The organism is Sphingomonas sp. (assembly GCF_030145815.1).
In the GTDB taxonomy this organism is placed as follows: Bacteria; Pseudomonadota; Alphaproteobacteria; order Sphingomonadales; family Sphingomonadaceae; genus Sphingomonas.
This window is the reverse complement of record NZ_JAIXHL010000026.1, coordinates 1-26,775: the sequence shown is the minus strand read 5'-3', so window position 1 is coordinate 26,775 and position 26,775 is coordinate 1. Positions and strand designations below refer to the sequence as shown.

The following is a 26,775-nucleotide window of genomic DNA, read 5'->3' as shown; positions in this document are numbered from 1 at the left end:
TCCGCGTTAGCGCATCGGGAGCGACAGGTCAGTCCGACTTTTGTCGTAGATTCATGCTCAGTCGGCAGCTTCAGCCGCCTTTCGCGCGGGAAGCCAGCCATTGGCTCTGATCCAGCTGGAAAACAGCCGGGGCCAGGCCGCGACCGGTTCGCCCGGCTTGCCCAGCCCCCAGCTATGCCCGCCGCGCTGGAACAGGTGCATCTCCACCGGCCGCTTCGCCGCATGCATCGCCGCCGCGAGCCGCAGGCTGTGCGCGACATCGGCGGTGGGGTCGTCAAAGGCATGGGCGAGGAAGATCGGCGGCGTCGTGGCGGTCACCTGTGCCTCGACCGAATAGGCGTCGCGCCAGTCGGGCAGCTTGCTGACATAGCGGGCCGTGCGCGTCGTATCGATCGGCGCGCGCATCGAAACCACGGGATAGATCAGCCCGGCGAAGTCCGGCACCGCGCTGGTCGTGTCCACCTCGTCGATCGCCGGGTAGAAATCATGCGCGCCGCGCGTCGCGAGCATGCCGGCAAGATGGCCGCCCGCGGAGAAGCCGATCACGCCGATCCGCTTGGGATCGATCCCCAACGTCTTCCAGTTGCCGCGCAGCAGCCGCATTGCGCGCTGCCCATCCTGAAACGGAACCTCCGAACTCCATCCGTCGCCGGGCAGGCGATAATAGAGGACGAAAGCGGTCACGCCGCGCTCGGCCAGCCACTGCGCAGTGGGCATCGCCGCGCTGCCGATCTGGATGCGGAAATAGCCGCCGCCGCCGATCACGAGTACAGCCGCGCCGTTCGGTTTTTTCGGCCGCACGACGACCATGCGCGGCACGGTGACGTTGGAGACCGATCCGGTCGCCGCGCCCTCGCTGCCGATCTTCTCCGGCCCGGTGACGGTGCCGCTGCCCGGCATCGCGCCGGGCCAGAGGTTGATCACCTCGCTCCGCGCCGAAACCGGGGCTGCGACGAAGAGCAGGACGAGGGCGGCGACCCAACGCATCAGAACGTCTTCCCGATCGAGGCGTAGAGGTAGCGGCCATAGGGGACGTAGAGCGACCCGAGATAGCCATCGGCGATTACCGGCGGCTGCGTGTCGAACACGTTGCGCGCGCCGATGCGGAAGCGCGTGTCCTCCAGCGGCCCCTTGCGGATGCGATACTGCCCATAGAGGTTGAAGAACGCCTTGCCCTCGACCTTGTACGGGTTGCCGGCCGTATCGAGGAAGTTGGTGTCGTACACGGTGCCGATGTAATTACCGAATGCACCGATCTGGAAGCCCTTGTGGCTCCAGGTGAGCGATCCGGTGACGCGCCACTTGGGTCGCCCGCGCTGCTCGATCAGGTCGCTGGCGTCGGTTAGCGGGGTGGCGGCGTTGATCTGACCCGCTGCGCGCGCGTCGAACAATGCCTGCACCGCCGGCGGCGTCTCGCGCGAGAATTTGGTCAGGCGCGCGGCGTTCAGCGCCACGTCGAACCGGCCGATGTCGGTGCGGACATTGTAGAGCAGCGCCAGATCGACGCCCTGAACCGTCTGGGGTAGCAAATTGACGAACTGGTCGTTGATCCGCGTGACCGCCCCTACCGGAGCCAGTCCGGTGCCGGTGAACACCGGCGTGTCGTCGGCGGTGGGGGCGGAGCGGATCACGTTCGGGTTGCTCGATCCCTGGAGGCGCAGCAGATAGTCCAGAACCAGCGCATTTTGCGCGCCGAACTGGCCGACGATGCCGGTCTGCTGGATCGACCAGAAATCGGCGGTCAGCGTCAGGCGGCCGAGGCGGCTGGGGATGAACTTGGGCTCGATCACCGTGCCGACGGTCCAGTTGGTGCTTTCTTCCGGCTGCAGGTCGGGGTTGCCGCTGATGAAGATCGAATAGCTGATGCCCCGGCTGCACGCGCCGAAATTCGCAATCCGCGCGGCGCGCAGGTCCGCCTCGCACCGGTAGTAATCTGTGTTCGAGTTAAGCCGCGAATAGGCGACCGTCTTGGTCTGCTCCAGGTTCGGCGCGCGGAAGCCCTGCGACCAGGAGCCGCGCAGGCGCAGGCCATCGACGATATCCCATGCCGCCGCCACCTTGGGCTTGGCGACCGATCCGAAGTCCGAATATTCCTCGGCCCGGCCTGCGATCTGCAGGTCGAGGCGGTGGACCAGCGGTACGTCCATTTCGGGCGACACCAGCGGCACGGCGAGTTCGGCATAGGCCGACAGCACGGTGCGGCTGCCGAACACCGAGGGGGTCGGGCTGACCGCCGCGACGTTGGACAGGTTCGTGTCACCCGTCACCATGTCGGTAAAGGTGATCTGGCCGTTGAGGTTGGGATCGCGAATGTCCTGCTGCGTTTCGCGCCGACCCTCGACACCGAATGCGATGCCGACGCCGCCGCCGGGCAGGTCGAACAGGCTGGAATTGGACAGTTTGAAATCGCCGAGCAGCAAGGTCGTCTTGGACTTGCGGACGAGGTTAAAGCTGATCGCGTCGATCGTCGCCTGGCTCGCCGGCGAACAGTCGCCGAGCGACGGGGTGGCCGAACAGCCGCCGCTGAACGGGTTGTAGGCGTCTGGCGTCGACAGGGCGAGGTTGCGCTGAAGCGCGGTCATGTCGATCGCGTTGGAGCTGTCGCGCGCCTGCGCCTCCGAATAGAGGATGCCGGTGTCATAGTCGAAGCTGCCGATCTTGCCGCGCGCGCCGAGCAGGAAGCGCGACTGCCAGTTTTCGACATCCACGATCTGGTTACCCGCATCGACGAAGCGATAGGTGGTCAGGCGCACGGGAAGGCCGGCGGCGGGGACGTTGGTCAGGCCGGCGATGCGGTTGGGGTTGGTCTGGCCATTGGCGAAGGTGACCGGGCCGAACGGATTCCAATAGTTGCTCGCCGGAATCACGATCGCATTGAGGTTGATCGTCGGAGGCTGAATCCGCTGGGTATGGGCGAGGTAATAGCCAAGCTCGGTATAGAGCTCGACCGCGTCGCTCACTTCGTAGCGGCCGGTGAAGAAGGCGTTGTAGCGGTTGAACGACGGCGTGACGGTGGTGCCGGGGCGCGTGTCGAACCGCTCGCTGCGCAGCGTCGATGCGGTCGCGCGGGTGCCGGTGCCGTAGCAGACATTGCTGTTGATCGTGACCGCGCAGCCGGGGTTGAGCGACGACTGGGTATGGAATGCCCCCGCTGACGAGGTCAGTGCCTGATTGCCCGGGCTGCGGCGGATCGTGCCGGGGCCGCCGACGACCGCGAGGTTTGCCCAGGGGCTCTGCGTTGCGCGGCCGTCCGCCGCCAGGTTTCCGGCATAGGCCGGGTCATCGGCGAAGAAGGACAGGAGATTGTCGGTCGCGGTATAGGGCTGATCTTCCGCGAGCTGCGCGGTGCGGCGGACATAGTTGACGAACAGCGAGAAATTGCCGCGACCGCCCGCGAAGTTGTGCCCGACCAGCCCGGTGCCCTCAAACTCCTTGCGGTGCGTCCCCTCGGCATAGCCGTAGCGCAGGTCGAGCCGCGCGCCGTCAAAGTCGCCGCGCGTGACGGTGTTGACCACGCCGGCGACTGCGTCCGCGCCGTAAATGGCGGCGGCACCATCGCGCAGGATCTCCAGCCGCTCGATCCCGGCGACCGGTAGCGCGTTGGAGTTGTAGCCGAGCACGGGCACGTTGCCGTCGCCCGCCTGGCTGGTCGGGTGGCTGACCATGCGGCGGCCGTTGAGCAGCACCAGCGTGTTGCCGACGCCCAGATTGCGCAGGTTGATCGAATTGACGTCGCCGCGCGCGGCGTTGCTGGTCTGCGGGTTGTTGGCTTCGTTGAAGGTGACATCGCCCGCCTGCGGGATCGACCGGATCAGGTCATCGCCCGACAGCGCGCCGGTCGCGTCGATCTGAGCGCGATCGACCACGGTGACGGGAAGGGCGGTGGTGATGTCCTTGCCCTTGATCTGCGTGCCGACGACGACGACCTCCTGCGGAGCCTCATCCGTCGAAGGCGTGCCGGGTAGCGCGTCCTGGGCATGGGCCGGCAGCGCGATTGCGAGTGCGGCGAGCGCGGTGCCGGTCGCGAGCGCGCGGAGGCTGGTGCGGTTGGTCATGGTCTTCTCTCCCTGTTCCCGGGAAGGCGGCTTCGATGTCCACTCTTCCCCAATGCCCTTGATCAGTCCGGATCGGTCTCGGCGGCTGGCCGCGCCGGGCCGGTCGGCGCATCACCCGACAGCGCGCGGTCGAGCGCGTCCTTGTCGAGTGCATTGTCCCAGCGCGCGACGACCACCGTCGCGACCGCGTTGCCGATGAAATTGGTGAGGCTGCGGCACTCGCTCATGAAGCGGTCGATGCCCAGGATCAGCGCCATGCCCGCAACCGGCACTGACGGCACGATCGACAGCGTCGCGGCCAGCGTGATGAAGCCCGCGCCGGTAACCCCAGCTGCGCCCTTGGACGAGATCATCGCGATCAGCAGCAGCGCAATCTGGTCGCCGAGCGACAGGTCGACATTGCACGCCTGCGCGATGAACAGCGCTGCCAGCGTCATGTAGATATTGGTGCCGTCGAGGTTGAACGAATAGCCCGTGGGCACGACCAGCCCGACGACCGACTTCTCGCAGCCCGCGCGCTCCATCTTGTCCATCAGGCTGGGCAGCGCGCTTTCGGACGAGGAGGTGCCGAGCACCAGCAGCAGCTCGGCCTTGAGATAGCGCATCAGCCGGAAGATCGAGAAGCCTGCGAGCCGCGCGACGATCCCGAGCACGACGACGACGAAGATCAACGAGGTGAGGTAGAAGGTCGCAACCAGCCCGGCCAGATTGGCGAGCGATTCGATGCCGTATTTGCCGATCGTGAAGGCCATCGCGCCGAATGCGCCGACCGGGGCCGCGCGCATCAGGATGCCGACCAGCCTGAACACCACGAGGCCAACCCGCTCGAGCATGTCGCGCACGGGTGCGGCGGGTTCGCCGACCATCGACAGCGCGATGCCGAACAGGATTGCGACGAGCAGCACCGGCAATAGCTGATCGCCGGTCAGCGCGGAGACCAACGTCGTCGGGATGATCGCCATCAGAAATTCGACGATGCCGCTATCGTGCGCCTTGGCGACATAACCCTCGACCGCGCCGGTATTGAGCGTGGCGGGGTCGACGTTCATGCCCGCGCCGGGCTGGACGGTATTGGCGACGATCAGGCCGACGACCAGCGCCAGGGTCGAGAAGAACAGGAAATAGGCGAACGCCTTGCCCGCGACGCGGCCGACCGAGCGCAGCTCGGTCATGCCGGCGATGCCGGTGACGAGGGTGAGGAAGATCACCGGGGCGATGATCATCTTCACCAGCTTGATGAAGGCATCACCCAGCGGCTTGAGCGCTTCGCCCACGCCCGGCCAGAAGAAGCCGACGGCAATGCCCGCTGCGATCGCGACCAGCACCTGGACATAGAGCTGGGTCCACCAGCGTCCGGGCTTTGCGGGCTCCGCCGCGTAATCGAGTGCAACCGCCATCAACCATCCCCTCATGCGCGCCTTGATTGGCGCGTCTGGCTATAGTTGCGATGAGTATGACTGCGACAGTGGCGATGATGAAGATGTGCGAGAGATCGTTTAATATCAGTTAGTTGAACGCAACTTCCAAAGCGCTTTCACGAAAATATGTGCGCATTTTCGCTCATTGTATTTGCAAAATGTGTGATATCCCGCGCGAATGGAGATAGGGACGACTCGATTATCGCGCCGCTTGGCGCTGCTTGCTGCGATCGGGTTGGTGCTCGTCGCTGCCGTCGGACTCGGCGCGTCGCGCTGGGCGCGGGGGCAGGCGGTGGCGGCGACCGATACGGCGGCGGCCGAGCTGGCGCGCGCCAATGCCGGATTGCTGACCAGCGAGTTGCAGAAATTCCGGCTGCTGCCGCTCGTCCTCACCGAATATCCCGATGTGTCGGCGCTGCTCGAAGCGCCCTCGGCTGGCGTTGCGGCACGCGTCAACGCGCGGTTGGAGCTGCTCGCCGAGCGCACTGACGCGGCGGCAATCTATGTGATCGATGCACAGGGGAAGACGGTCGCGGCCAGCAACCACCGTCTGTCGACCAGCTTTGTCGGCCAGAACTACGGGTTCCGCCCCTATTTTCGCGACGCGCTGCGCAACGGGAGTGCGGAGCTGTTCGCGCTCGGCACGGTCAGCGGCGTTCCAGGACTTTACCTGGCTCAGCGGATCGGCACTGCCGCCCGCCCGTTGGGGGTTGTCGTGGTCAAGATCGAGTTCGAGCGCGTTCAGGCACAATGGGCCGCGCAGCAGGGCGCAACGATCGTCACCGACCGGCATGGCGTTGTCATCGTCACCAACCGCTCCGACTGGCGCTTCCGAACGCTCGCGCGGCTGTCTGCCGCCAGCCGTCAGGCGATCCGCACCACCCGCCAATACGGCACGCTAGCGCTCGACCCGCTGCCGCTGACCATCGATGGGGCGGATGCGCGCGCGGGCGAGGCGACGGGCGACAGCCGCATCGCTTCGGTCGCCGCCCCGCTCGCCGGCGCGCGGCTTCAGGTGCTCATGCCGCTGCGTCCGGCGCTTGCCAGCGCCAACGCCAATGCGCGGCTGGTGACGCTCGCCGCGCTAGTGCTGATCGTCGGGGCGCTGTTGCTGCTGTGGCGCGCGCGCGAACGGCAGCTGTTGCAAGCGGCGGCCCGTACCGCGCTGGAAACCCAGGTTGCCGAGCGGACCGCCGAGCTGCGCGAGACAAACCATCAGCTCGAGGCGGAAAGCGCCGAGCGCGCGCGCGCCGACCAACGTTACCGCGCCGCACGCGAGGAGCTGGCCCAGGCCAGCCGCCTCGGCTCGCTGGGTCAGATTACGGCGGGCGTGGCGCATGAGATCAACCAGCCGGTGGCGGCGATCCGTACCTTTGCCGACAATGCCCGCCAGCTGCTGGACCGCGGTGAGGCCGGGCGTGCCGCCGACAATCTTGGCCGGATCAGCGCACTGACCGAACGGATCGGAGCGATCACGGGCGAGTTGCGCAGCTTCGCGCGGAAGCGCACGCCCGATATCGGCGCGGTCGAAGTGGGGTCGGCGATCGAGTCCGTGATGCTATTGATCGGTGATCGGGTGCGTGCGGCCGGGGTCAGGTTGGAGCGCAGTGGGGACCCGATGCTTCGCGTGATCGCCGATCGTGTGCGGCTGGAGCAGATTCTCATCAACCTGGTCCAGAACGCGCTTGACGCGCTTGGTGGACGGTCGGACCCGCGCATCTTCATTTCGGTTGACGGGGAGGGGGATCGCGCGCGGATTACGGTCAGCGATAATGGCCCGGGCGTGCCGCAGGACCTGCGCAACCAACTCTTCACGCCATTCGTCACCGGGCGGGACGAGGGGCTGGGCCTTGGCCTTGCGATCTCCCGCGACATCGCGCGCGATTTCGGCGGCGAGCTTACGCTGGCCGAAGGCGGGGAGGGCGCGCGGTTTGAACTGACGCTGTTGCGCGCATGATCGCCGACCCGAACCAGATCGTGTTCTTCGTCGATGACGATGCGGCGCTGCGCGAGGCGAATGTCCAGACGCTCGAACTCGCGGGACTGCCGGTGCGCGCGTTCGACGATGCCGCGTCGCTGCTCGCCGCAATCGGGCCGGAGTGCGACGGCGTGGTGGTCAGCGACATCCGCATGCCGGGAATGGACGGGCTCCAACTCTTCGCGCGGCTCCGCGCCGTGGATGCGGAGCTTCCGGTCATCCTGATCACCGGCCATGCCGATGTGCCAATGGCGGTCGGCGCGCTGCGCGACGGCGCATTCGATTTCCTGCCCAAGCCCTTTGCCGCCGATCACCTTGTCGCGGCGGTGCGACGCGCCCTGGCGCATCGCCGGTTGATCCTCGACAATCGTGCGCTCCGCGCTGCTGCCGCCAGTCCGCCCGACAGCCCCTTGATCGGCGACAGTCCGGCGATGGTGCGGTTGCGCGAGAGCGTCGCGCAGGTCGCCCGCGCGGAGGTCGATGTGCTGATCGAGGGAGAAACGGGCACCGGCAAGGAACTGGTCGCCGCCATGCTGCACCGCGGCTCGCCCCGCGCCGCGCGCGCCTTTGTCGCGGTCAATTGCGCTGCGCTGCCCGATGTGCATGCCGAGATCGAGCTGTTCGGCCATGCCGCCGACGCGGTGCCGCATGGCCGGTTCGAGCGGAGTGGACGGATCGAGGCGTCGAGCCGGGGCACGCTGTTCCTCGACGATATCGACGGCATGCCGCTGGCCGTCCAGCCGCGCTTGCTGCGCGTGCTGGAGGAGCGTGAGGTGTTGCCCGTAGGTGCCGAGCGGCCGATCCCGCTCGACTTGCGCGTCATCGCCTCGGCCAAGCGGGACCTGTTGACGCTGGCGCAGCAGGGGGCGTTTCGCAGCGACCTGTATTTCCGGCTCAACGTAGTGCGGCTGTCGATCCCGCCGCTGCGTGAGCGGCGTTCCGACATCGGCCAGCTGTTCGCGGCGTTCGTCGCCGAGGCGGCGGCGCAGACCGGGCAGGCCGGGTTCCGCATGACCGACGCGATCCGCCGCCATCTGCTCGACCATGACTGGCCGGGCAACGTCCGGGAGCTTCGCAATTTCGCGTTCAGCGCGGTGCTGAACCTGCTCGATGGCAGCGGCCCGTCGACGGCGCACCAGACGCTGCCCGATCGCGTCGCCGCCTATGAGGCGATGCTGTTGCGGGAAGCGTTGGAAACGACGCGCGGCAATGTCGCGCGCGCGATCGAATTGCTCGGCGTCCCGCGCAAGACCTTTTACGACAAGATGGCGCGGGCGGGGCTTACGGCGGGTGCGTTTCGGCGGCGCTAGTTCGGGTGGGTCTGGAGTTGCGGCTGAGGGAGCAAGAGCTTGATCTGGTTGCCGATCGCGCCGACGACGCGCAGCCATGTCTGTTCCAGCGTGGTCAGATCCATGACCGGTTTGAACTCGGTGACCGCGAAATTGTAAAAATCGGTCTTGATCGTGTCCGAAAGCATGACGGGGGTCAGCTCTTGGCGAAGCGTTTGCAGCAGCCGCCATTTCCGGCGCTGCAAGGCCCAGCGCTGCAAGATACGATCGAGCTGCTGCATCGCCAGCGGGATGCCCGAGGGGTCATGCACCTCGGCAAGCAGGGTCTCGGCCCGCTCCAACGCGTCGAAATAGAACTCGTCGTAAAGCGGATGATCCTCAAGCTGCTTCAGCGCCTGCTGCTTCTGTTCGACAAGGCTGAGATGGCTGCCAATCCCTTTGCTCGCGAATTTGAAATTCTTGTCGCCGCGCCAGCCATCGACCGTGCTGCGCATGCGGCTGACCAGGGTGGAGGCGTGTTCGCCCGTGCCGCTGCTCTTGAAGGGCCCGAGATCCTGGTTGCTATAGTCAGTCTTGGTCGACCGGGGGCCATCCGCCTTTGGCTTCTTCTTGGGCTGGCTGAACACCGTCCAGACTTCGTTCTTCCCTCCTTCCAACACGCTGTGGGCGGCGACCATCTCGCACAGGAAGGTGGCGTTGGCATTGTCGGTCAGGTTACCGCCATTGGTGGGGATGGCGGTCACGCGATAATGGACGAAGAACGGTCCCTTCTCGCCCTTCTTCTTCGCCCGCAACTCCCTGCGCGTGTTGGCCTTGAGCTTCCCTTCGGCGGTGATCTTGTGCTCGCCATTGGCCGATGAGGTGATCGGGAACAGGTTATAGACCTCCCCGACGCCTCCCAGATTGTCATTGAGCAAATGGCCCCGGATAAAGCCCTGACCGTAAGTGCTCTTCAGGCGCGTATACATCGCCTTTTGCTGTTTGGCGCTGTCTGGGGCTGTGCCGGTGATGGGATCGGTGACATCGATCCAGGCATCCGCGACCCTGCCGACCGTTTCGGTCTGGATGTTCCCCTTCGCGTCCTCATAGCCGACCGACTGGGTTTTGTATTTGACCTCGCTCTTGCGCTGGATAACTGGCTGGCCACGTCCGGAAAGCTGCAGCGGGGCGGATTTCTGCAATCCCGTCTTCCGCTGGATCAGCATGTGCGTGCGCGGGCTTTTGCCCAGCACTGCAGCCAATTGCATCAGATGGGCCGAGGGCGGTGCCGACACGCGCTGTGCCGTGGGGGCAGTGCTGGCGGAACGGCGTCCGTCACGGGCGGCGAATTGCTGCGTCAACGCTGCTTCCCCCTCAATCTGACACAGGGAAAGTAGCAGGCCTGCCCGGGTCGATCAAATCGGAAGCGGAGCCAGTTGGTACGGGCGGGGGGACTTGAACCCCCACGGGCCTTGCGGCCCAACGGATTTTAAGTCCGGTGCGTCTACCATTCCGCCACGCCCGCGCGCGGCTCAGGCTCTATCGGGGTCTGGGCGGGCTGCCAAGCGCTCACACGTTGAGGCGCAGGCGCATTTCCTTGCCAGGCTTGAAATAGGGGACGCGCTTGGCGTCGACATCGACCGCCTCGCCCGTGCGCGGGTTGCGACCGGTGCGGGCCTCGCGTGCGCGGGTGGAGAATGCGCCAAAACCGCGCAATTCGACACGGCCGTCCGCCGCCAGGCGCGCGGTGATCTCTTCGAAGAAGATATCGACGATCCGCTCGATCTCTCGCGCCGACAGGTCGGGATTGTCCGTCGCCAGCATCTGTACGAGTTCAGAACGGATCATGTGCGTCCCCATGTTCGCGCTGCGGCGCCGTGCTGCCAGCTGCGACTGATCCGAGGGTTTACGCGGGGTGTGGGGGTGGCGGCAACACAATCTTGCTCACCATGCCCGAAATTTGAAATAATTAGCCGAACCTGTTGAAATGATTGGAAAGGGGCGGGCGCCGAAACGCCCGCCCACGGTCCAATTACTTCTTCTCTTCGCGCGCCTTGAGGGCTTCGCCGAGAATGTCGCCCAGCGACGCGCCCGAATCGGACGAGCCATATTGCGCAACCGCCTGCTTCTCTTCGGCGATCTGCATCGCCTTGACCGAGAAGGTCGGCTTCTTCGAACGGTCGAGGCCGGTGACCATCGCGTCGAACTTCTGGCCGACCTGGAAGCGCTCGGGGCGCTGCTCGTCGCGGTCGCGGCCGAGGTCGGTGCGCTTGATGAAGCCGGTGACGCCATCGTCGCCAACCTGCACTTCGAGGCCCGCGTCGCGGACTTCGAGGACGGTCACGGTGACCACCTCGTTCTTGTTGACGCGCGAACCTGCGCCGCCGGCTGCCGGGCTCGGCACGCCGCCACGCTCAAGCTGCTTCATGCCGAGGCTGATGCGCTCCTTGTCGGGCTCGATCGCCAGGACGACGGCCTTGACCATCTCGCCCTTGCGATGCAGCGCCAGCGCGTCTTCGCCCGAGATGCCCCAAGCGATGTCCGACATGTGGACCATGCCGTCGACGTCGTTGTCCAGACCGATGAACAGGCCGAATTCGGTGGCGTTCTTGACTTCGCCCTCGACCTCGGTGCCGACCGGATGGGCCGCCGCGAAGGCTTCCCACGGATTCTGCTGAGCCTGCTTGAGGCCGAGCGAGATGCGGCGCTTTTCCTGATCGACCTCGAGCACGACGACATCGACTTCCTGCGAGGTCGAGACGATCTTGCCCGGATGGACGTTCTTCTTGGTCCAGCTCATTTCCGACACGTGGACCAGGCCCTCGATGCCGGCTTCCAGCTCGACGAACGCACCATATTCGGTGATGTTGGTCACGCGACCCGACAGCTTCGCGCCGACCGGATACTTGCTGCCTGCGCCATCCCACGGATCGCTCTCAAGCTGCTTCATGCCGAGGCTGATGCGCTGCGTGTCGCGGTTGATGCGGATGATCTGAACCTTGACGGTGTCGCCGATGTTCAGGACTTCCGACGGGTGGTTGACGCGCTTGTAGCTGAGGTCGGTGACGTGCAGCAGGCCGTCGATGCCGCCCAGGTCGACGAACGCACCGTAATCGGTGATGTTCTTGACGACGCCGTCGATCACCTGACCTTCGGCCAGGCTCAGGATCAGGCCCGAACGCTGCTCGGCGCGGTTCTCTTCCAGAACGGCGCGGCGCGAGACGACGATGTTGCCGCGCTTGCGGTCCATCTTCAGGATCTGGAACGGCTGCGGCAGGTCCATCAGCGGCTGAACGTCGCGGACCGGACGGATATCGACCTGCGAACCGGGCAGGAATGCCACGGCGCCCGACAGGTCGACGGTGAAGCCGCCCTTGACGCGGCCGAAGATCACGCCCTCGACGCGGTTGCCCTGCGAGAATTCGAGCTCCAGCGTGTCCCATGCGGCTTCGCGGCGGGCGCGGTCGCGGCTGAGCATCGCTTCGCCGTTCGCATTCTCGACGCGGTCGACATAGACCTGGACTTCGTCGCCGACCTTCAGGTCAGCCTTCTGGCCCGGCGCTGCGAATTCGCGCAGCGGCACGCGGCCTTCGCTCTTGAGGCCAACGTCAATGACGGCGAGGTCGTTTTCGATGCCGGTGACGGTGCCGATGACGACGCGGCCTTCAAAGCTTTCTGCGCCGCCGAGCGTCTGGTCGAGGAGCGCGGCGAAATCGTCGCGCGTGGGGTTTGCCGAAGTGGCCATAAAAGGGTTCAGTCCTAACTATCGTTTTTCCGGCCGGCTGGTTGGATCCAGCGGTCTTTGAGGCCGAAACGCCGCGGCGGCCGAACGCCGGTCGCGGCATTCGTTGAACGGCCCGAACGAAGGGACTGACGCTCTTTCTGGAAAAGCGAAAACGGCGCTGGGGCATTGTGCCCCGCGCTTCCCTCCGCAAGCACCGCTCGCAGAACGGGCGCGCCATAGACGGGAACGGCCCGAAAGGCAAGGATGTCCGGTGATCCCGGAAGTGGGGGCTGCTCACCCTTTGTTTACCGCGCGCCGTCATGATGTCGATCGAATACAACCTGTGGGGGAGAGGGCGTATGGTAGCGGTAACCGTGCCGGCCAGCGGCGTGCGGGGGCGCGTCGTGGCATCGATACCGGGGCAGTATGAGGTCGTTCGCGACGACCAGCGCGGCGTGATCCGCATCAGCTGCACCGGCCTGCGCTTGGGCGAAGAGGTCGATCGCTACCTTGCCGTTCTGGAGCCGATCGTGGCCGACATGCGTGCCTGCCATGGCCGCGTCCGCGTGCTCGCCGATCTGCGCAATGCGCCGATCCGTACGCAGGAGGCGGCGGACAAGATGCGGGCGGGCAATCTGCGCCTGTATCGCACCGGCGACCGGATCGCGCTGATCGTCGAATCCAGCCTGCTCAAGATGCAGCTGCGGCGGACTTTGGTCGAATATCAGAACATCTTCGTCTCACCCAATGCCGCCGAAACCTGGGTGACCGCAGACGTGTAAGGGGATGCCCGCCGCCCCCGTGGAGGGGGGGGAGTGGGGACGGCGGGCAAACGGGTTGAGCTTCAGGCGCTCCACGCCTGGAACGGCAGGTCGAGATCGTCGGCGACCGCCTTGAATGCAATCTTGCCCTGATAGACGTTGAGGCCGTTCGCCAGATGCGGGTCGGCGGCCATCGCCTTTTCGGCACCGAGATTGGCGAGCTTCATCACGAACGGCAGCGTCGCGTTGTTGAGCGCGAAGGTGCTGGTCCGCGCGACTGCGCCCGGCATATTGGCGACGCAATAATGGATCACGCCATCCACTTCATAGACCGGGTTCTCATGCGTGGTGGCATGGCTGGTCTCGAAACAGCCGCCTTGGTCGATCGCGATGTCGACCAGCACGCTGCCGCGCTTCATCGTCTTGAGCATCTCGCGCGTCACCAGCTTGGGCGCCGCCGCGCCGGGGACCAGCACCGCGCCGATCACCAGATGCGCGTTCGCCACCGCCGCCGCGATCGCCGCCTTGCTGGCATAGGCGGTCTTGATCTGGCTGCCGAAATGCATGTCCAGTTCGGCCAGGCGGGTGTTGTTGATGTCATAGATGGTGACGTCGGCGCGCAGCCCGGTCGCCATCTGCGCCGCGTTGATGCCCGACACGCCGCCGCCCAGGATCGCGACCCGCGCCGGAGCCACGCCGGGAACGCCGCCGAGCAGCACGCCGCGTCCGCCCTGTTCCTTCTCCAGGTAATGCGCGCCAACCTGAACCGACATCCGGCCCGCGACCTCGCTCATCGGCTTGAGCAACGGGAGCGAGCGATCGTTGGCGGTCACGGTTTCATAGGCGATGCAGGTCGCACCCGACTTCATCAGCCCCTCGGCCTGCGGCTTGTCGGCGGCGAGGTGGAGATAGGTGAAGAGGGTGTGGCGCGGTTCGAGCAGCGCGATCTCGCTCGCCTGCGGTTCCTTGACCTTCACGATCATGTCGCTCTGCGCGAACACTTCGGCCGGGGTGGCGACGATCCGCGCGCCGGCCGCGATGTAATCGGCGTCGCTGAAATCGATGCCCATGCCGGCATTGGTCTGGACGACCACCTCATGCCCGGCGGCGGTCAGCTCGGCGACCAGCGGCGGGGTCAGGCCCACGCGATATTCGTGGTTCTTGATTTCCTTGGGGACTCCGACGCGCATGGACACTCTCCGACCTGGTTTTCTGTTTCGCCGCGACCGTAGCGCAAGTTGCCACTGCAAATCCCTGCAAAGTCATGCGCTGTTCAACGTGATGACGCATGGTTATGTTGTAGAGAGTCGCAAAACTGGATTTTCGTGCAACATGGATCGAATCGACGGAGCAATCCTGAAACTACTCGCCCAGAATGCGCGCGCGCCGGTGAATCAGGTCGCTGCCGAGGTCGGGCTGTCCCCCTCTGCCTGCACCCGGCGCATTCAGGCGCTGGAGGCGTCGGGGCATATTCAGGGCTATGCCGCGCGGCTCGGGCTGCGGCGGCTGGGCTACAGCGTCACGGCGTTCGTCGACATCACGCTCGGCACCGAAGTGGACGAGGATCTTGCCCGGTTCGAGGCGGCGGTCGGCCAGATCGACGGGATCGTCGAATGCGCCTTGGTGTCGGGCGGCTATGACTATCGGCTGAAAGTGCTGTGCCGCGACCTCGACGATTACGAACGGCTCCACCGCGAAAAAATGGGCCGGCTGCCGGGTGTGGTGAAGATAAGCTCCAGCTTCGTCCTGCGCTCCGTCCCGACGCGGAGCGAGGCGGATGCGCTGTTCGCTGGTGCTGGATAGACGGTTCCGGGGCGTGCAGTTGCAGGCCCATGCTGCACATGCTAACCGCCCGCGCTGTTTCAACGGACAGGCATTGGTCTAATGACCCCTCGCTTCCTCGCCACGGCATGTAAATGTTTCCCGTGAGCGAGCCCCACGGAAGCCGCGACCCGGCCGCCGACTCGACCCCCACCGACCAGCATCACCCGCATGGCCGCGAGGCCGCGCTGTGGAAGCTCGCGGTCGGCGCGATCGGGATCGTGTTCGGCGATATCGGCACCAGCCCGCTCTATGCGTTCAAGGAAACCTTTGCGGGGCATCACCCCCTCGCGCTGGACCAGGAACACATCATGGGCGTGATCAGCCTGATGTTCTGGTCGATGATGGCGGTGGTGACGTTGAAGTATGTCACGATCATCATGCGCGCCGACAATAAGGGCGAGGGCGGGAGCCTTGCGCTGCTCGCGCTGATCAACCGATCGAGCGGGCAGAAGAAGTGGACCGCCGGCATCGTGCTGCTGGGCGTGTTTGCGACGGCACTGTTCTACGGCGACTCGATGATCACGCCGGCGGTGTCGGTGCTCTCGGCGGTCGAGGGCATCGCCGTTGCCGCGCCGCAATTCTCCGGCTGGATCCTGCCGATCGCGGTCGGAATTCTGGTGGCGCTGTTCTCGATCCAGCGGACCGGAACGGCGCGGGTCGGTGCGATGTTCGGACCGATCATGCTCGGCTATTTCGCCGTCATCGCGACACTGGGCACGCTCAGCGTGATCAAGACGCCCGAAGTGCTGTGGGCGCTGCTGCCCAGCTATGCGGTGAATTTCTTCGTTATCGACGGCTTTGCCGCGTTCCTCGCGCTCGGCTCGGTCGTGCTCGCCGTGACCGGCGCTGAAGCGCTCTATGCCGATATGGGTCATTTCGGGCGCAAGCCGATCCGCGTGTCGTGGCTATGGTTCGTGCTGCCCGCGCTGATGCTCAACTATATGGGGCAGGGCGCGCTGCTGATGCGCGACGCCAGCGCGTTGCAGAGCCCGTTCTACCTGCTCGCGCCCGAATGGCTGCGGCTGCCGCTGGTCGGAGTCGCCACCATGGCCGCGATCATCGCGTCGCAAGCGGTGATCACCGGTGCCTTCTCGGTCACGCAGCAGGGCATCCAGCTTGGCTTCATCCCGCGTCTGCGGATCAGCCATACCAGTGCGGCGACGGCGGGGCAGATCTACATTCCGCTGATCAACTGGGCGCTGATGATCGCGATCATCTTGCTCGTGCTGACCTTCCAGACCTCGTCCAACCTCACCGCCGCCTATGGCATCGCGGTGACCGGCGCGATGTTGATCGACAACTTCCTGATCGCGGTCGTGCTGTTCGGCCTGTGGAAGTGGAAGAAGCGCTATGCGGTGCCGCTGCTCGCGCTGTTCTTCGTCGTCGATCTCGCCTATTTCAGCGCCAATCTGACCAAGGTACCCGATGGCGGCTGGTTCCCGCTGCTGGCGGGCGTGGTGATCTTCACGCTGCTCACCACCTGGTCCAAGGGCCGTCGCCTGATGGTCGAGCGGATGCGTGAGGCGGCGATGCCGATCAAGGTGTTCATCCAGTCGGCCGCGAACTCGGCGACACGGGTGAAGGGCACGGCGGTGTTCATGACCTCGACCCCCGAAGGGGTGCCGCACGCACTGCTCCACAACTTGAAGCACAACAAGGTGCTGCACGAGCGCGTGATCCTGCTGACGGTCAAGATCGCCGACCAGCCCTATGTCGACGACAAGGACCGCGTGAAGCTCGACGATCTGGGGCAGGGGTTCCATCGCATGAAGATCCTGTACGGATTCATGCAGGAGGCTGATGTGCCGGCGGCGCTGCAATCGTGCAGCACGTGTGGCGGGGCGTTCAACATGATGGACACCAGCTTCTTCCTGTCGCGGCAAACGCTGTTGCCGTCGGAAAATCCGGGAATGCGGATCTGGCGCGAAAAGCTGTTCGCGTGGATGCTGCGCAACGCCGAAAGCGCGATGGAGTTCTTCCGCCTGCCCACCAACCGCGTGGTCGAGCTCGGGAGCCAGGTGGAGATTTGACCGGGGCAGCGCCCGTCATCGTCTCGGCGCTGTTCGGGCGGCAGGATCAGGCGCTCTTCGATGCGTTGCGCCGCGCGCATTTTCCGCCTGAGCGCAATGTCCTGCCCGCGCATCTGACGCTGTTCCACCATCTGCCGCCGTCGGTGCTGGACGAGCTCAAGCATCGCCTCAACGCCGCCACGCGCGGGGTGCGTGCCCCGGTGGCGCGCGCGGCGGGGCTGATGTCGCTGGGGCGCGGCGTCGCGGTGCGGATCGACTCGCCCGATCTGGCCATGATCCGGCGTGACCTCTGCGACGCGTTCGCAGGGATGCTGACGCCGCAGGACGCAGGCGGATGGCGTCCGCATGTGACGATCCAGAACAAGGTCGCGCCATCGCTGGCGAAGCTGTTGCTCGATGCGCTCGGCAAGGAATTCCAGCCGCGCGACGTAGAGATCGCCGGGCTTGCCGCCTGGTATTATCGCGGCGGACCGTGGGAGCTAATTTCCCGGCACATGTTCGCTTGACCGGCTCGAAAACCCTGCCTATGTGCGCCCCTCTCGCCCGCCCGGTCACGGCGCGGGTCGCCTTGGTAGGGCGGAGTAGCTCAGTTGGTTAGAGCACGGGAATCATAATCCTGGGGTCGGGGGTTCAAGTCCCTCCTCCGCTACCATTTCGATCATCGGTGCCGAAGAGAAATGCTGCGCGGTACCGCGCGGGCAGACCATCGGGCGCGCCCTGGGCACACACCAGTTCGTTATGAAGACGAACAGCTCCGCTGCTGCGTGGCTTTGTAAGTATCGTCATACTGCATTTCTACAGTGGTTTGAATAAATCTGCGCAATTGCAACGATGTGTAGCCGATTGTTACGCCTCGCCACTGCGACCGCAAGTCCGTCCTTCCCTATATGAATGACAATATTGGAGGTTTCCGCCGAAGATCTGCGGGAAGCTCACGGCATCCATATGCCCGGGTGAGGACAAACGATCATGGCTAAGACGGCATTCCTGCTTTTCGCTTCGTATCTGGCGCTTTCCACTCCGGCACTTGCCGCGAGCGATACTTCTCCGCCGACGGACAGTGCGACGGAGACCGAAGCACAGGCACAGGACAAACCCGCGCCAAAGGCTCAGGAAGTCTTCTCCACCGGCGTGGCCAAGGGCCGCGATCGCCTGGACAGTGCGACATCGACCAGCGCGCTGCGCGGTAACGACGTCCAGAAGCTGGGGCTGCGCCCGCTCGGCGAAGTGCTGCGCACCATGGCGGGCCTGCGCGTCGCGACCAGCATTGGTGAGGGCAACAACAACTACACGGTGCGCGGCCTTCCGCTCGCTGCTGGTGGGTCGAAATACATGCAGATCCAGGAAGACGGTCTGCCGGTGCTGGAATTTGCCGACCTCTTTAACGTTGGTGCCGATGTCTATCTGCGCAACGACCTGAGCGTCGCGGCGATCGAATCGATCCGCGGCGGCTCGGCCTCGACCTTCGCGTCCAACTCGCCCGGCGGCCTCATCAACGTGCTGTCGCGCACCGGCGATGTCGAAGGCGGCACGATCCAGCTTTCGACCGGCCTCGATTATGACGAAAAGCGAGTCGATTTCAGCTATGGTGCCAAGCTGGGTGAAAACACCCGCTTCCACATCGGCGGCTTCTATCGCTCGGGCGAAGGGCCGCGCAACATCGGCTTTGACGGGTGGAAGGGCGGCCAGATCAAGGCCAATATCACGCACCAGTTGAGCAACGGCTATGTCCGGCTGTATCTGAAGGTTCTGGACGATCGCTCGCCAACTTTCGCGCCCTATTTCGCCAACATCACCGGCACCAACGCTGACCCGGTCATCCGCAGCTTTCCCGGGTTCGACCTGCGCCGGGACTCGGTGCTGTCCTCCTATCTCGGCCCGGTCGTGACGCTGGACCAGAACAACCAGCCCGCAGCCCTGCCCATTGCCACGGGCCAGAGCGCGGAAAGCCGGTCAATCGGCTTTGAAGGCCAGTTCGAGATCGCCGGTTGGACGATCACCGAACGCATGCGTTACTCGGTCAATCGCGGCGATTTCAGCCGCGCCTTCCCCAACGTCGCCAACACCGTATCGGCCTTTGCCGCCGGCCAAGGTGGCGCCGGCGCGACCGCGCGCTATGCCAGCGGCCCGCTGGCGGGGCAGGTCATCAGCCCCACCGCCAACATCAACGGCAATGGCCTGCTTTCGCTTTACTTCGTGTCGTTCGTCCGCGCCCGCTCGCTCGACAATTTCACCAACGACATTCGCGGGTCGAAAGTGTGGGATCTGTCGGGCGGCAAGCTGACCACGACGCTGGGCGCCTATTACGCGACACAGGACCTCAACACCACTTGGCTGCACACCGCGATGAACGTCGACGTCAATGGCGACAATGGCACCGCGATGGTCGACATCTTCAACGCCGGCGGCGCGCCGCAGACGCTGAACGGCTATTACGCCTTTGCCCGCGCCAGCAGCCTGTTCCGCCGCGCGTTCGACGTGAATTACAAGGTGTTCGCGCCCTACGGCTCGGTCAACTTCCACGTCGGCAAGCTCGCGGTCGGCGGCAGCGTCCGGTATGACAAGGGCAAAGTGCGCGGCTCACTCGTCGGGGCGGACCTGAACAACGGTAGCGTCGGCCTGATCACCTATGACATCAACCGCGACGGACTGATCAACCCGGCTGAAAATCGGGTGGCCTATCTGCCCTTCACTCAGCCGGGGGCGGTCAATTACGACTATGGCTATGTCAGCTATTCGGCGGGCGTGAACTACCGCGTGGCCGAGCCCTTCTCGGTCTTCGCCCGCTACAGCAAGGGCGCCCGCGCCAATGCCGACAAGGTGCTGTTCACCCCGCTGATCAACAACGCCACCGGCGACATCCGCAGCGAGCGCGACAAGCAGGATGAGGTCAAGCAGCTCGAAGGCGGCTTCAAGTTCCGCAAGGACGGCTTCACGCTCAACGGCACCGCGTTCCGCGTCACCGCGGCGGACCATAATGTCCTGAACGGCGCCGCCAACCGCACCGACCGCAGCTATCGCGCGACCGGCGTCGAGCTGGAAGGCGGCATCCAGCGTGGCCCGTTCAGCTTGATGGCTGGCGCGACCTATACCAAGGCGAAGATCACGCAGGATCTGCTCGAACCGACCCTGACCGGCAAGGTGCCGCGCCACCAGCCCGACTGGACGCTCACCGCTACGGGCTCAGCCGATCTGGGCCGGGCGACCGTGGGTGCGAGCGTGGTGACGATCACCAAGAGCTTTGCGCAGGACTCGAACCTGCTGGTCATGCCCGGCTTCACCACGGTCGATCTGTTCGCGCAGGTGAAGCTGTTCAAGGGCGGTAGCCTGGCGCTGAACGTCAACAATGCGTTCGATACGCTCGGGATTTTCGAAGTGAACCAGGCCAGCGTGCCGGCCAATGGCATCGGCTTTGCCCGCGCCGCAAACGGTCGGACGATCTCGGGGGCGCTGCGCATCGACTTTTGAAGATCAACGCGGCGCGGGTGGCTGGCCTAGCCCCCCGCGTCGCGGATCGCTTCCATCGCGACGAAGGTCGATGTGCTCGCGACGTGCGGTAGGCTGGAGATGCGTTCGCCCAGCACTTCGCGGTAGCGGCGGATATCCGCGGTCCGGACCTTGAGCAGATAGTCGAAGCTGCTGGCGATCATGTGGCATTCCTCGACCTCAGGGATGCGCAGCACCGCGGCGCGGAACGCCTCCAGCGCATCCTCGCGCGTGTCGGACAGCTTCACCTCGGTAAAAGCGATATGGTCGAGGCCGAGGCGGGCGGGATCGACGATCGCACGGAAGCCGCGGATCACGCCGCTGGCGAGCAGGCGTTTGACGCGCACCTGACACGGCGTCTTGGACAGGCCGACGCGCGCGGCGAGGTCGGTGATCGAGATGCGGCCATCGACGCGGAGGGTTTCGACGATCTTGCGGTCAAACGGGTCGAGATCGCTGTGTTCGAGCGTGTGGGCGCGCATTTCGTCTGCCAATCCGTAAAAATGAAGGCGAAACGCCAAGCATAGTGCGTGTCAAAAGTCCATCTGCCGCATCATCCTTTGATAGGATGGCGGCATGACCCAGCCTTTCGCCGATTTCGCCCCGCCCGTTCGTCCCGCCACCCCGCTGCGCGCCGCGATCACCGCGGCATATCGTCGGCCGGAGCCCGAATGTCTCGCGCCGCTGATCGAAGCGGCAACGTTGCCCACAGGCGTGCGGGAAGCGGCGAAGGCGACCGCGACCGGACTGATCACCGCGCTGCGCGCCAAGCACAAGGGCACCGGGGTCGAGGGGCTGGTGCAGGAATATGCGCTGTCGAGCCAGGAAGGCGTGGCGCTGATGTGCCTCGCCGAGGCATTGCTGCGCATCCCCGATGCGGCGACCCGCGACGCGCTGATCCGCGACAAGATTTCGGACGGCGACTGGAAGAGCCATGTCGGCGATGGCCGCTCGCTGTTCGTCAACGCAGCGACCTGGGGGCTGGTGGTCACCGGCAAACTGACCGGGAGCGTCAACGATGCGGGACTCGCCGCCGCGCTCACCCGCCTGATTGCGCGCGCGGGCGAGCCGGTGATCCGGCGCGGTGTCGACATGGCGATGCGGATGATGGGCGAGCAGTTCGTGACTGGCGAGACGATCGCCGAGGCATTGAAGCGCGCCCGCCCGCTGGAGGCGCGCGGCTTCCAGTATAGCTATGACATGCTGGGCGAAGCGGCGACGACGATGGCGGACGCCGACCGCTATTATCGCGATTACGAAAACGCGGTGAATGCGATCGGTACGGCGTCGGCGGGGCGCGGCGTGGTCGGGGGACCGGGCATTTCGATCAAGCTGTCGGCGCTCCACCCGCGCTATGCCCGCGCGCAGGCGGGGCGGGTGATGGCCGAGCTGCTGCCGCGGGTGAAGGCGCTGGCGGTGCTGGCTAAGTCCTACGACATCGGCTTCAACATCGATGCGGAAGAGGCCGACCGGCTGGAGCTGTCGCTCGACCTGCTCGAAAGCCTCGCGCTCGACCCCGACCTCGCGGGCTGGGACGGGTTGGGCTTCGTGGTGCAGGCCTATGGCAAGCGCTGTCCGTTCGTGATCGACTGGATCATCGACCTTGCCCAGCGCGCCGGGCGGCGGATCATGGTGCGGCTGGTCAAGGGCGCCTATTGGGACGCGGAGATAAAACGGGCGCAGGTCGATGGGCTGGCTGACTTCCCGGTCTATACCCGCAAGGTGCATACCGATGTCGCGTATATCGCCTGCGCGCGGAAACTGCTCGCGGCGAAGGCCCATGTCTTCCCGCAATTCGCGACGCATAATGCGCAGTCGCTGGCGACGATCTACCATCTGGCCGGGCCGGACTTCACGATTGGCGACTATGAGTTCCAGTGCCTGCACGGCATGGGCGAGCCGCTGTATGACGAGGTCGTCGGCAGCGATAAGCTGAACCGCCCGTGCCGCATCTATGCGCCGGTCGGCACGCATGAGACGCTGCTCGCCTATCTCGTCCGCCGCCTGCTCGAAAACGGCGCGAACTCCAGCTTCGTCAACCGCATCGCCAATCCCGAAGTGTCGATTGCCGAGCTGGTGACCGATCCGGTCGAGGTCGTGACCGCGATGGATGCGCCGGGGTCGAAGCACCCGATCATCGCGCTGCCCCGCGACCTCTATGGCGCGCGGGTCAATTCGGTGGGGATCGACCTGTCGGATGAGACGGCGCTGGTCGCGCTTGGCGATGCGTTGCGCGAGAGTGCCGAAATCGGCTGGCTCGCCCAGCCGGCAAATGGTGAGGGCAAGTCGCGCCCGGTAGCCAACCCCGCCGACGCGCTCGACATCGTCGGAACGGCGGTCGAGATGAGCGAGGCAGCGGCAGTGCAGGCGGTCGAAACCGCGCAGTCGGTCGCTGCGGACTGGGCCGCCGTGCCGGTCGCCGAGCGCGCTGCGTGCCTCGATCGTGCGGCGGACCTCATGGAATCGCGCATGCAGCTGCTGATGGGGCTGATCATGCGTGAGGCGGGCAAGTCCGCGCCCAACGCGATCGCCGAGGTGCGTGAGGCGGTGGATTTCCTGCGTTACTATGCGCAACAGGCGCGCGCGACGCTGGGTGCCGCGCATGTTCCGCTCGGCCCGGTAACGTGCATCAGCCCGTGGAATTTCCCGCTGGCGATCTTCATCGGTCAGGTCGCGGCGGCGCTGGTCACCGGCAACCCGGTCCTCGCCAAACCGGCCGAGGAAACCCCGCTGATCGCCGCGCAGGGCATCGCGATCCTGCACGCGGCGGGCATCCCCGCCGATGTCGTCCAGCTGGTCCCCGGCGATGGCCAGATCGGCGCGGCTTTGGTCGGTGCGGCGGGCACGCAGGGGGTGATGTTCACCGGATCGACCGAAGTCGCACGGATCATCCAGCGGCAGCTTGCCAAACGCCTTGCCAGCGACGGCACGCCGATCCCGTTCATCGCCGAAACCGGCGGGCAGAATGCGATGATCGTCGACAGCTCGGCGCTGGCCGAACAGGTCGTCGCCGATGTCATCGCGTCGGCCTTTGACAGCGCGGGGCAGCGGTGTTCGGCGCTGCGCGTATTGTGCCTGCAGGAGGATGTCGCCGACCGCATTCTGGCAATGCTGAAGGGCGCGCTGCATGAGCTGTCGATCGGGCGCACCGACCGGTTGGCGACGGATATCGGCCCGGTGATCAGCGCCGAGGCGCAGCTCAACATCAACAGCCATATCGAAAAGATGCGCCGGATGGGCCGCCGCGTCGAACAGATCGAGCTGGCGGGCGAGACCGGGCAGGGGACGTTCGTGCCCCCGACGATCATCGAGATCGACGCAATCGCCGACCTGCAGCGCGAAGTGTTCGGCCCGGTGCTGCACGTGATGCGCTATCAGCGCCGCGATCTCGACCGGGTGATCGATGCGATCAACGCGACGGGGTATGGCCTGACCTTTGGCCTGCACACCCGACTGGACGAGACGGTCGAGCATGTCACCCAGCGGGTCGAGGCGGGCAATCTCTACATCAATCGCAACATCATCGGCGCGGTGGTCGGCGTGCAGCCGTTCGGTGGGCGTGGCCTGTCGGGCACCGGGCCGAAGGCGGGCGGGCCGCTCTATCTCGGGCGGTTGGTCAAGGCGCCGACGGTGCCGGCGGACCTTGCCTCGTCCGCGTCCGATCCGGCGCTGCGCGATTTTGCGCTGTGGCTGGGTGAGGGTGGCGATTGTGCGCGGGAAGCGGGCGAGGCGTCCCTGCTAGGGGCGCAGCTGGAGCTGCCGGGGCCGGTGGGCGAGACCAACCTCTACACGATCCACCCGCGCGGCCGCGTGCTGCTGCTCCCGCAAAGCCGCGCGGGGCTGATCGCCCAGCTCTGCGCCGTGCTCGCAACCGGCAACCGCGCGGTGATCGCCAATGCCGCGTTGCGCGTGGAACTGATCGGCGCGCCCGAGCGCGTTTTGCAGCGGATCGACTGGGTGGCCGACTGGCGCGTGGCCGGTCCCTATAGCGGCGCGCTGATCGAGGGCGACGCAACCGCGCGCCTCGCCGCGCTGGCCGACATCGCCGACCTGCCCGGCCCGATCGTGCTGGCACAGGCGGGGACGCCGCGACTGGACTGGCTGGTGGAGGAGGTTTCGACCTCGATCAACACGACAGCGGCGGGCGGCAATGCCAGCCTGATGGCGATGGCCTAACGCGGCGCGATTGCCAGAACGGGTCGCCATGCAGGATCGTCGAGCACGCTTTCGGCGAAGAATTGCGCGCCCGCCTGGGTCAGGTGGACACGATCGGCCGACAGGATGCGGCCCCGTGCGTCGAACACCGGCAACCCGCCATGGCGGCGCTGCATGATGCCGAGCAGGTCGACATAATGGTCGTGCGGGACCAAAGCGGCATAGATGGCGTTGTCTGATACGGTCTTCGGCAGCAGCACGGCGCGGACGCCGGGGCGCTGGGACATGGGCACGCGCATCCAGGCGTTGAGATTATACCCGAAATGCTTGGGACCGATCAGCAGCCACCCCTTGTCCGCGAGAATCGCGTCCCTCGCGGCGGCGGAGGTCTTGCACCCCAGCGGCGCGGACGTCGAGGCGACGAAGATCACCGCCTGCGCATCCGTGACGAGTTGGCGGGTGGTGGCCGGCGCGCGGGACAGCGCACACAGATTGGCGTCGGTGCGATAGACGATCTCGAAGCCGTCGAAGCGTTTGCTTTCGACCAGCATGTTGACCATGTCGCGCGCCATGCTGTTGCCGATGACTAGCAGATTGGGGCGCGCGGGATCGTCGAACCGGTCCGTCTGAAAGCGGAAGGCCGCGTTGTTATAGGCGGCATAGTCGCCCGCGCCGAGGCCCATTCCCGGCACACGCTGCGGTACCCCGGACGTGATCGACACGGCGAGGGCTGCCGCGCCGGTGAGTGCGGTGACGGCAATGCCGAGCGTCAGGAACGGGCGGCGCGGCCACCGGCGCGCATCTCGGAACGGCTGTTCGATCCAGCGCCAGCTCGCAGTTCCGATGGCCAAAGTGGCTAGGGTTAGGGCGGCCATTACATCCGCGCTTGGCGGTGTGACGCTGATCGCCCGCGCGAAGGCGAACAGCGGCTGGTGCCAAAGATAGATGCTGTAGCTGGCGAGGCCAACCAGCACGAGCGGTCCCCAGCCCAGCACGCGCTGCGCCAATCCGCCAGCGGTGCCGTGGCGCAGGATCAGCGCGGTTCCGACACAGGGCAGCAGCGCGCGCCAGCCGGGATAGGACGCGGTCTCGTCGATCAAGATCATCGCGCCGAGGATCATCGCCAGCCCGGTGAGCGCGAGCACGCGCGCGACCCGCTCGGGCTGGGGCGTCTGTGGCAGGCGCCACGCGGTCAGCGCGCCGAGCAGCAATTCCCAGGCGCGGGTGTGAATGAGGTAGAAGGACGCATCCGGCTGGCGCGCGGACAGGACCACGCTGAGCAACAGGCTGATCGCGATTCCACCCGCCAGCATCGGCGCGAACAGCCGGGGCCGCCGCCGCAGCACCAGCAGCGCCAGCAACGGATAGGTGATGTAGAATTGCTCTTCGACCCCGAGGCTCCAGGTGTGGAGCAGCGGTTTGAACGTCGCGGCGAGCTCCCAATAACCGCTGGTCAGCGTCAGCAGGACATTGTTGGCGAAGAACAGCGTCGCGACCGCGCTTTGGCCCAGATTCTCGTAATCGTCGGGAAGCAGCAGCCAGTAGCCGACGATCAACGAGAGCGCGACGACCGGGATCAGCGCAGGCAAGATGCGGCGCGCGCGGCGTTCATAGAAATGCGCGAGCGAGAAGCTGCCATCCGCCACGCCATCGGTGATGATGCGCGAGATCAGGAAACCGCTGATCACAAAGAACACGTCGACACCGACGAACCCGCCGGGCAGGGCGGAGAGCCCGGCATGGTGCAGCACCACGCCCAGCACCGCCACGGCGCGCAGCCCGTCAATGTCGTTCCTGCGCTCCATCGATCTTCCGGTTTGCGTAATCTGCGCCGCTCATGGCCCGGCGCTGCGTCGCGGCGCAAGCCCGGCTTTGCAGCGCACCAATCGCTTTGTGTTGGCCGTCGCGGCCGTCGCTGCTAGCCGCACAACAAAATACGGGAGCGAAAGATGCAGTTCGATATCGTGATCGTGGGTGCGGGGCATGGCGGGGCACAGGCGGCGATCGCGCTGCGGCAGGCCAAGTTCGAAGGGACGATCGCGGTGATCGGCGACGAACCCGAGCTGCCCTATGAGC

Annotated in this window: 18 protein-coding genes and 2 tRNA genes; 10 read left to right on the top strand and 10 right to left on the bottom strand. The window is 65.7% G+C overall.

From position 1 onward, the window contains the following. Window positions 1–57: 57 nt before the first annotated feature. From KYX69_RS18900 to KYX69_RS18890, 3 genes are all read right to left on the bottom strand, one after another. Entirely contained in the window at window positions 58–987 is a 930-nt protein-coding gene (locus tag KYX69_RS18900) for an alpha/beta hydrolase (protein ID WP_300500194.1), read from the bottom strand. Beyond that, window positions 987–4,055, bottom strand: coding sequence for a TonB-dependent receptor (locus KYX69_RS18895; protein ID WP_300500192.1), 3,069 nt, complete (start codon window positions 4,053–4,055; stop codon window positions 987–989). Before KYX69_RS18895 ends, KYX69_RS18900 begins: the two co-directional genes overlap by 1 nt. Before the next feature lie 62 nt (window positions 4,056–4,117). Then, entirely contained in the window at window positions 4,118–5,452 is a 1,335-nt protein-coding gene (locus KYX69_RS18890) for a dicarboxylate/amino acid:cation symporter (protein ID WP_300500294.1), read from the bottom strand. Window positions 5,453–5,684: 232 nt separating this feature from the next. Here KYX69_RS18890 and KYX69_RS18885 point away from each other — a divergent pair, with 232 nt between their 5' ends. Further along, window positions 5,685–7,430: an ATP-binding protein gene (locus KYX69_RS18885; RefSeq protein WP_300500189.1), complete on the top strand. Its 1,746-nt coding sequence runs from the start codon at window positions 5,685–5,687 to the stop codon at window positions 7,428–7,430. After that, on the top strand, window positions 7,427–8,761 hold the full coding sequence (locus tag KYX69_RS18880) for a sigma-54 dependent transcriptional regulator (RefSeq protein ID WP_300500187.1): 1,335 nt from the start codon (window positions 7,427–7,429) through the stop codon (window positions 8,759–8,761). Before KYX69_RS18885 ends, KYX69_RS18880 begins: the two co-directional genes overlap by 4 nt. On the opposite strand, the gene KYX69_RS18875 is transcribed toward KYX69_RS18880, so the two are convergent. The 4 genes from KYX69_RS18875 to rpsA all read right to left on the bottom strand — a co-directional run bounded on the left by KYX69_RS18875 (window position 8,758) and on the right by rpsA (window position 12,464). Further along, window positions 8,758–10,080, bottom strand: coding sequence for a hypothetical protein (locus tag KYX69_RS18875; RefSeq protein WP_300500184.1), 1,323 nt, complete (start codon window positions 10,078–10,080; stop codon window positions 8,758–8,760). The two genes, KYX69_RS18880 and KYX69_RS18875, sit on opposite strands and share 4 nt — an antisense overlap. Before the next feature lie 76 nt (window positions 10,081–10,156). Further along, window positions 10,157–10,244: transfer RNA gene (locus KYX69_RS18870), tRNA-Leu, on the bottom strand. A 44-nt stretch (window positions 10,245–10,288) separates the two neighbouring features. Then, complete coding sequence (ihfB, locus tag KYX69_RS18865; RefSeq protein ID WP_300500180.1) at window positions 10,289–10,567, bottom strand: integration host factor subunit beta; 279 nt, start codon at window positions 10,565–10,567, stop codon at window positions 10,289–10,291. A 184-nt stretch (window positions 10,568–10,751) separates the two neighbouring features. Beyond that, window positions 10,752–12,464, bottom strand: a complete 1,713-nt coding sequence (gene rpsA, locus KYX69_RS18860) for a 30S ribosomal protein S1 (RefSeq protein WP_300500177.1) — start codon at window positions 12,462–12,464, stop codon at window positions 10,752–10,754. 338 nt (window positions 12,465–12,802) lie between these two features. Between rpsA and KYX69_RS18855 the strand changes: the two genes are divergently transcribed. After that, a complete protein-coding gene (locus KYX69_RS18855; RefSeq protein ID WP_300500175.1) occupies window positions 12,803–13,225 on the top strand; it encodes an STAS/SEC14 domain-containing protein in 423 nt (140 codons plus the stop codon). A 62-nt stretch (window positions 13,226–13,287) separates the two neighbouring features. Here the strand turns inward: KYX69_RS18855 and ald are convergent, their stop codons facing one another. Next, the gene (ald, locus tag KYX69_RS18850) at window positions 13,288–14,394 is read right to left on the bottom strand and encodes an alanine dehydrogenase (RefSeq protein WP_300500172.1); all 1,107 of its coding nucleotides are present in this window, start codon (window positions 14,392–14,394) and stop codon (window positions 13,288–13,290) included. A gap of 142 nt (window positions 14,395–14,536) precedes the next feature. Here ald and KYX69_RS18845 point away from each other — a divergent pair, with 142 nt between their 5' ends. From KYX69_RS18845 to KYX69_RS18825, 5 genes are all read left to right on the top strand, one after another. After that, entirely contained in the window at window positions 14,537–15,007 is a 471-nt protein-coding gene (locus KYX69_RS18845) for an Lrp/AsnC family transcriptional regulator (protein WP_300500170.1), read from the top strand. A 206-nt stretch (window positions 15,008–15,213) separates the two neighbouring features. Further along, window positions 15,214–17,058 (top strand): potassium transporter Kup, encoded by a 1,845-nt coding sequence (locus tag KYX69_RS18840; protein WP_300500292.1) that lies wholly within the window; start codon window positions 15,214–15,216, stop codon window positions 17,056–17,058. After that, on the top strand, window positions 17,055–17,564 hold the full coding sequence (locus KYX69_RS18835) for a 2'-5' RNA ligase family protein (RefSeq protein ID WP_300500169.1): 510 nt from the start codon (window positions 17,055–17,057) through the stop codon (window positions 17,562–17,564). The genes KYX69_RS18840 and KYX69_RS18835 overlap by 4 nt, the downstream gene beginning before the upstream one ends. A 69-nt stretch (window positions 17,565–17,633) precedes the next feature. Then, window positions 17,634–17,710: transfer RNA gene (locus tag KYX69_RS18830), tRNA-Met, on the top strand. Between the two features lie 317 nt (window positions 17,711–18,027). Further along, window positions 18,028–20,526, top strand: coding sequence for a TonB-dependent receptor (locus KYX69_RS18825; protein ID WP_300500167.1), 2,499 nt, complete (start codon window positions 18,028–18,030; stop codon window positions 20,524–20,526). 26 nt (window positions 20,527–20,552) lie between these two features. Here the strand turns inward: KYX69_RS18825 and KYX69_RS18820 are convergent, their stop codons facing one another. Further along, window positions 20,553–21,026, bottom strand: coding sequence for an Lrp/AsnC ligand binding domain-containing protein (locus KYX69_RS18820; protein WP_300500164.1), 474 nt, complete (start codon window positions 21,024–21,026; stop codon window positions 20,553–20,555). A gap of 94 nt (window positions 21,027–21,120) precedes the next feature. On the opposite strand from KYX69_RS18820, the gene putA reads away from it, so the two are divergent. After that, window positions 21,121–24,720, top strand: coding sequence for a trifunctional transcriptional regulator/proline dehydrogenase/L-glutamate gamma-semialdehyde dehydrogenase (putA, locus tag KYX69_RS18815; protein ID WP_300500162.1), 3,600 nt, complete (start codon window positions 21,121–21,123; stop codon window positions 24,718–24,720). Here the strand turns inward: putA and KYX69_RS18810 are convergent. Next, entirely contained in the window at window positions 24,717–26,504 is a 1,788-nt protein-coding gene (locus tag KYX69_RS18810; RefSeq protein WP_300500159.1) for an acyltransferase, read from the bottom strand. The two genes, putA and KYX69_RS18810, sit on opposite strands and share 4 nt — an antisense overlap. 144 nt (window positions 26,505–26,648) lie before the next feature. On the opposite strand from KYX69_RS18810, the gene KYX69_RS18805 reads away from it, so the two are divergent. Then, window positions 26,649–26,775: FAD-dependent oxidoreductase (locus KYX69_RS18805; RefSeq protein ID WP_300500289.1), on the top strand; the 127-nt coding region annotated here is incomplete at its 3' end.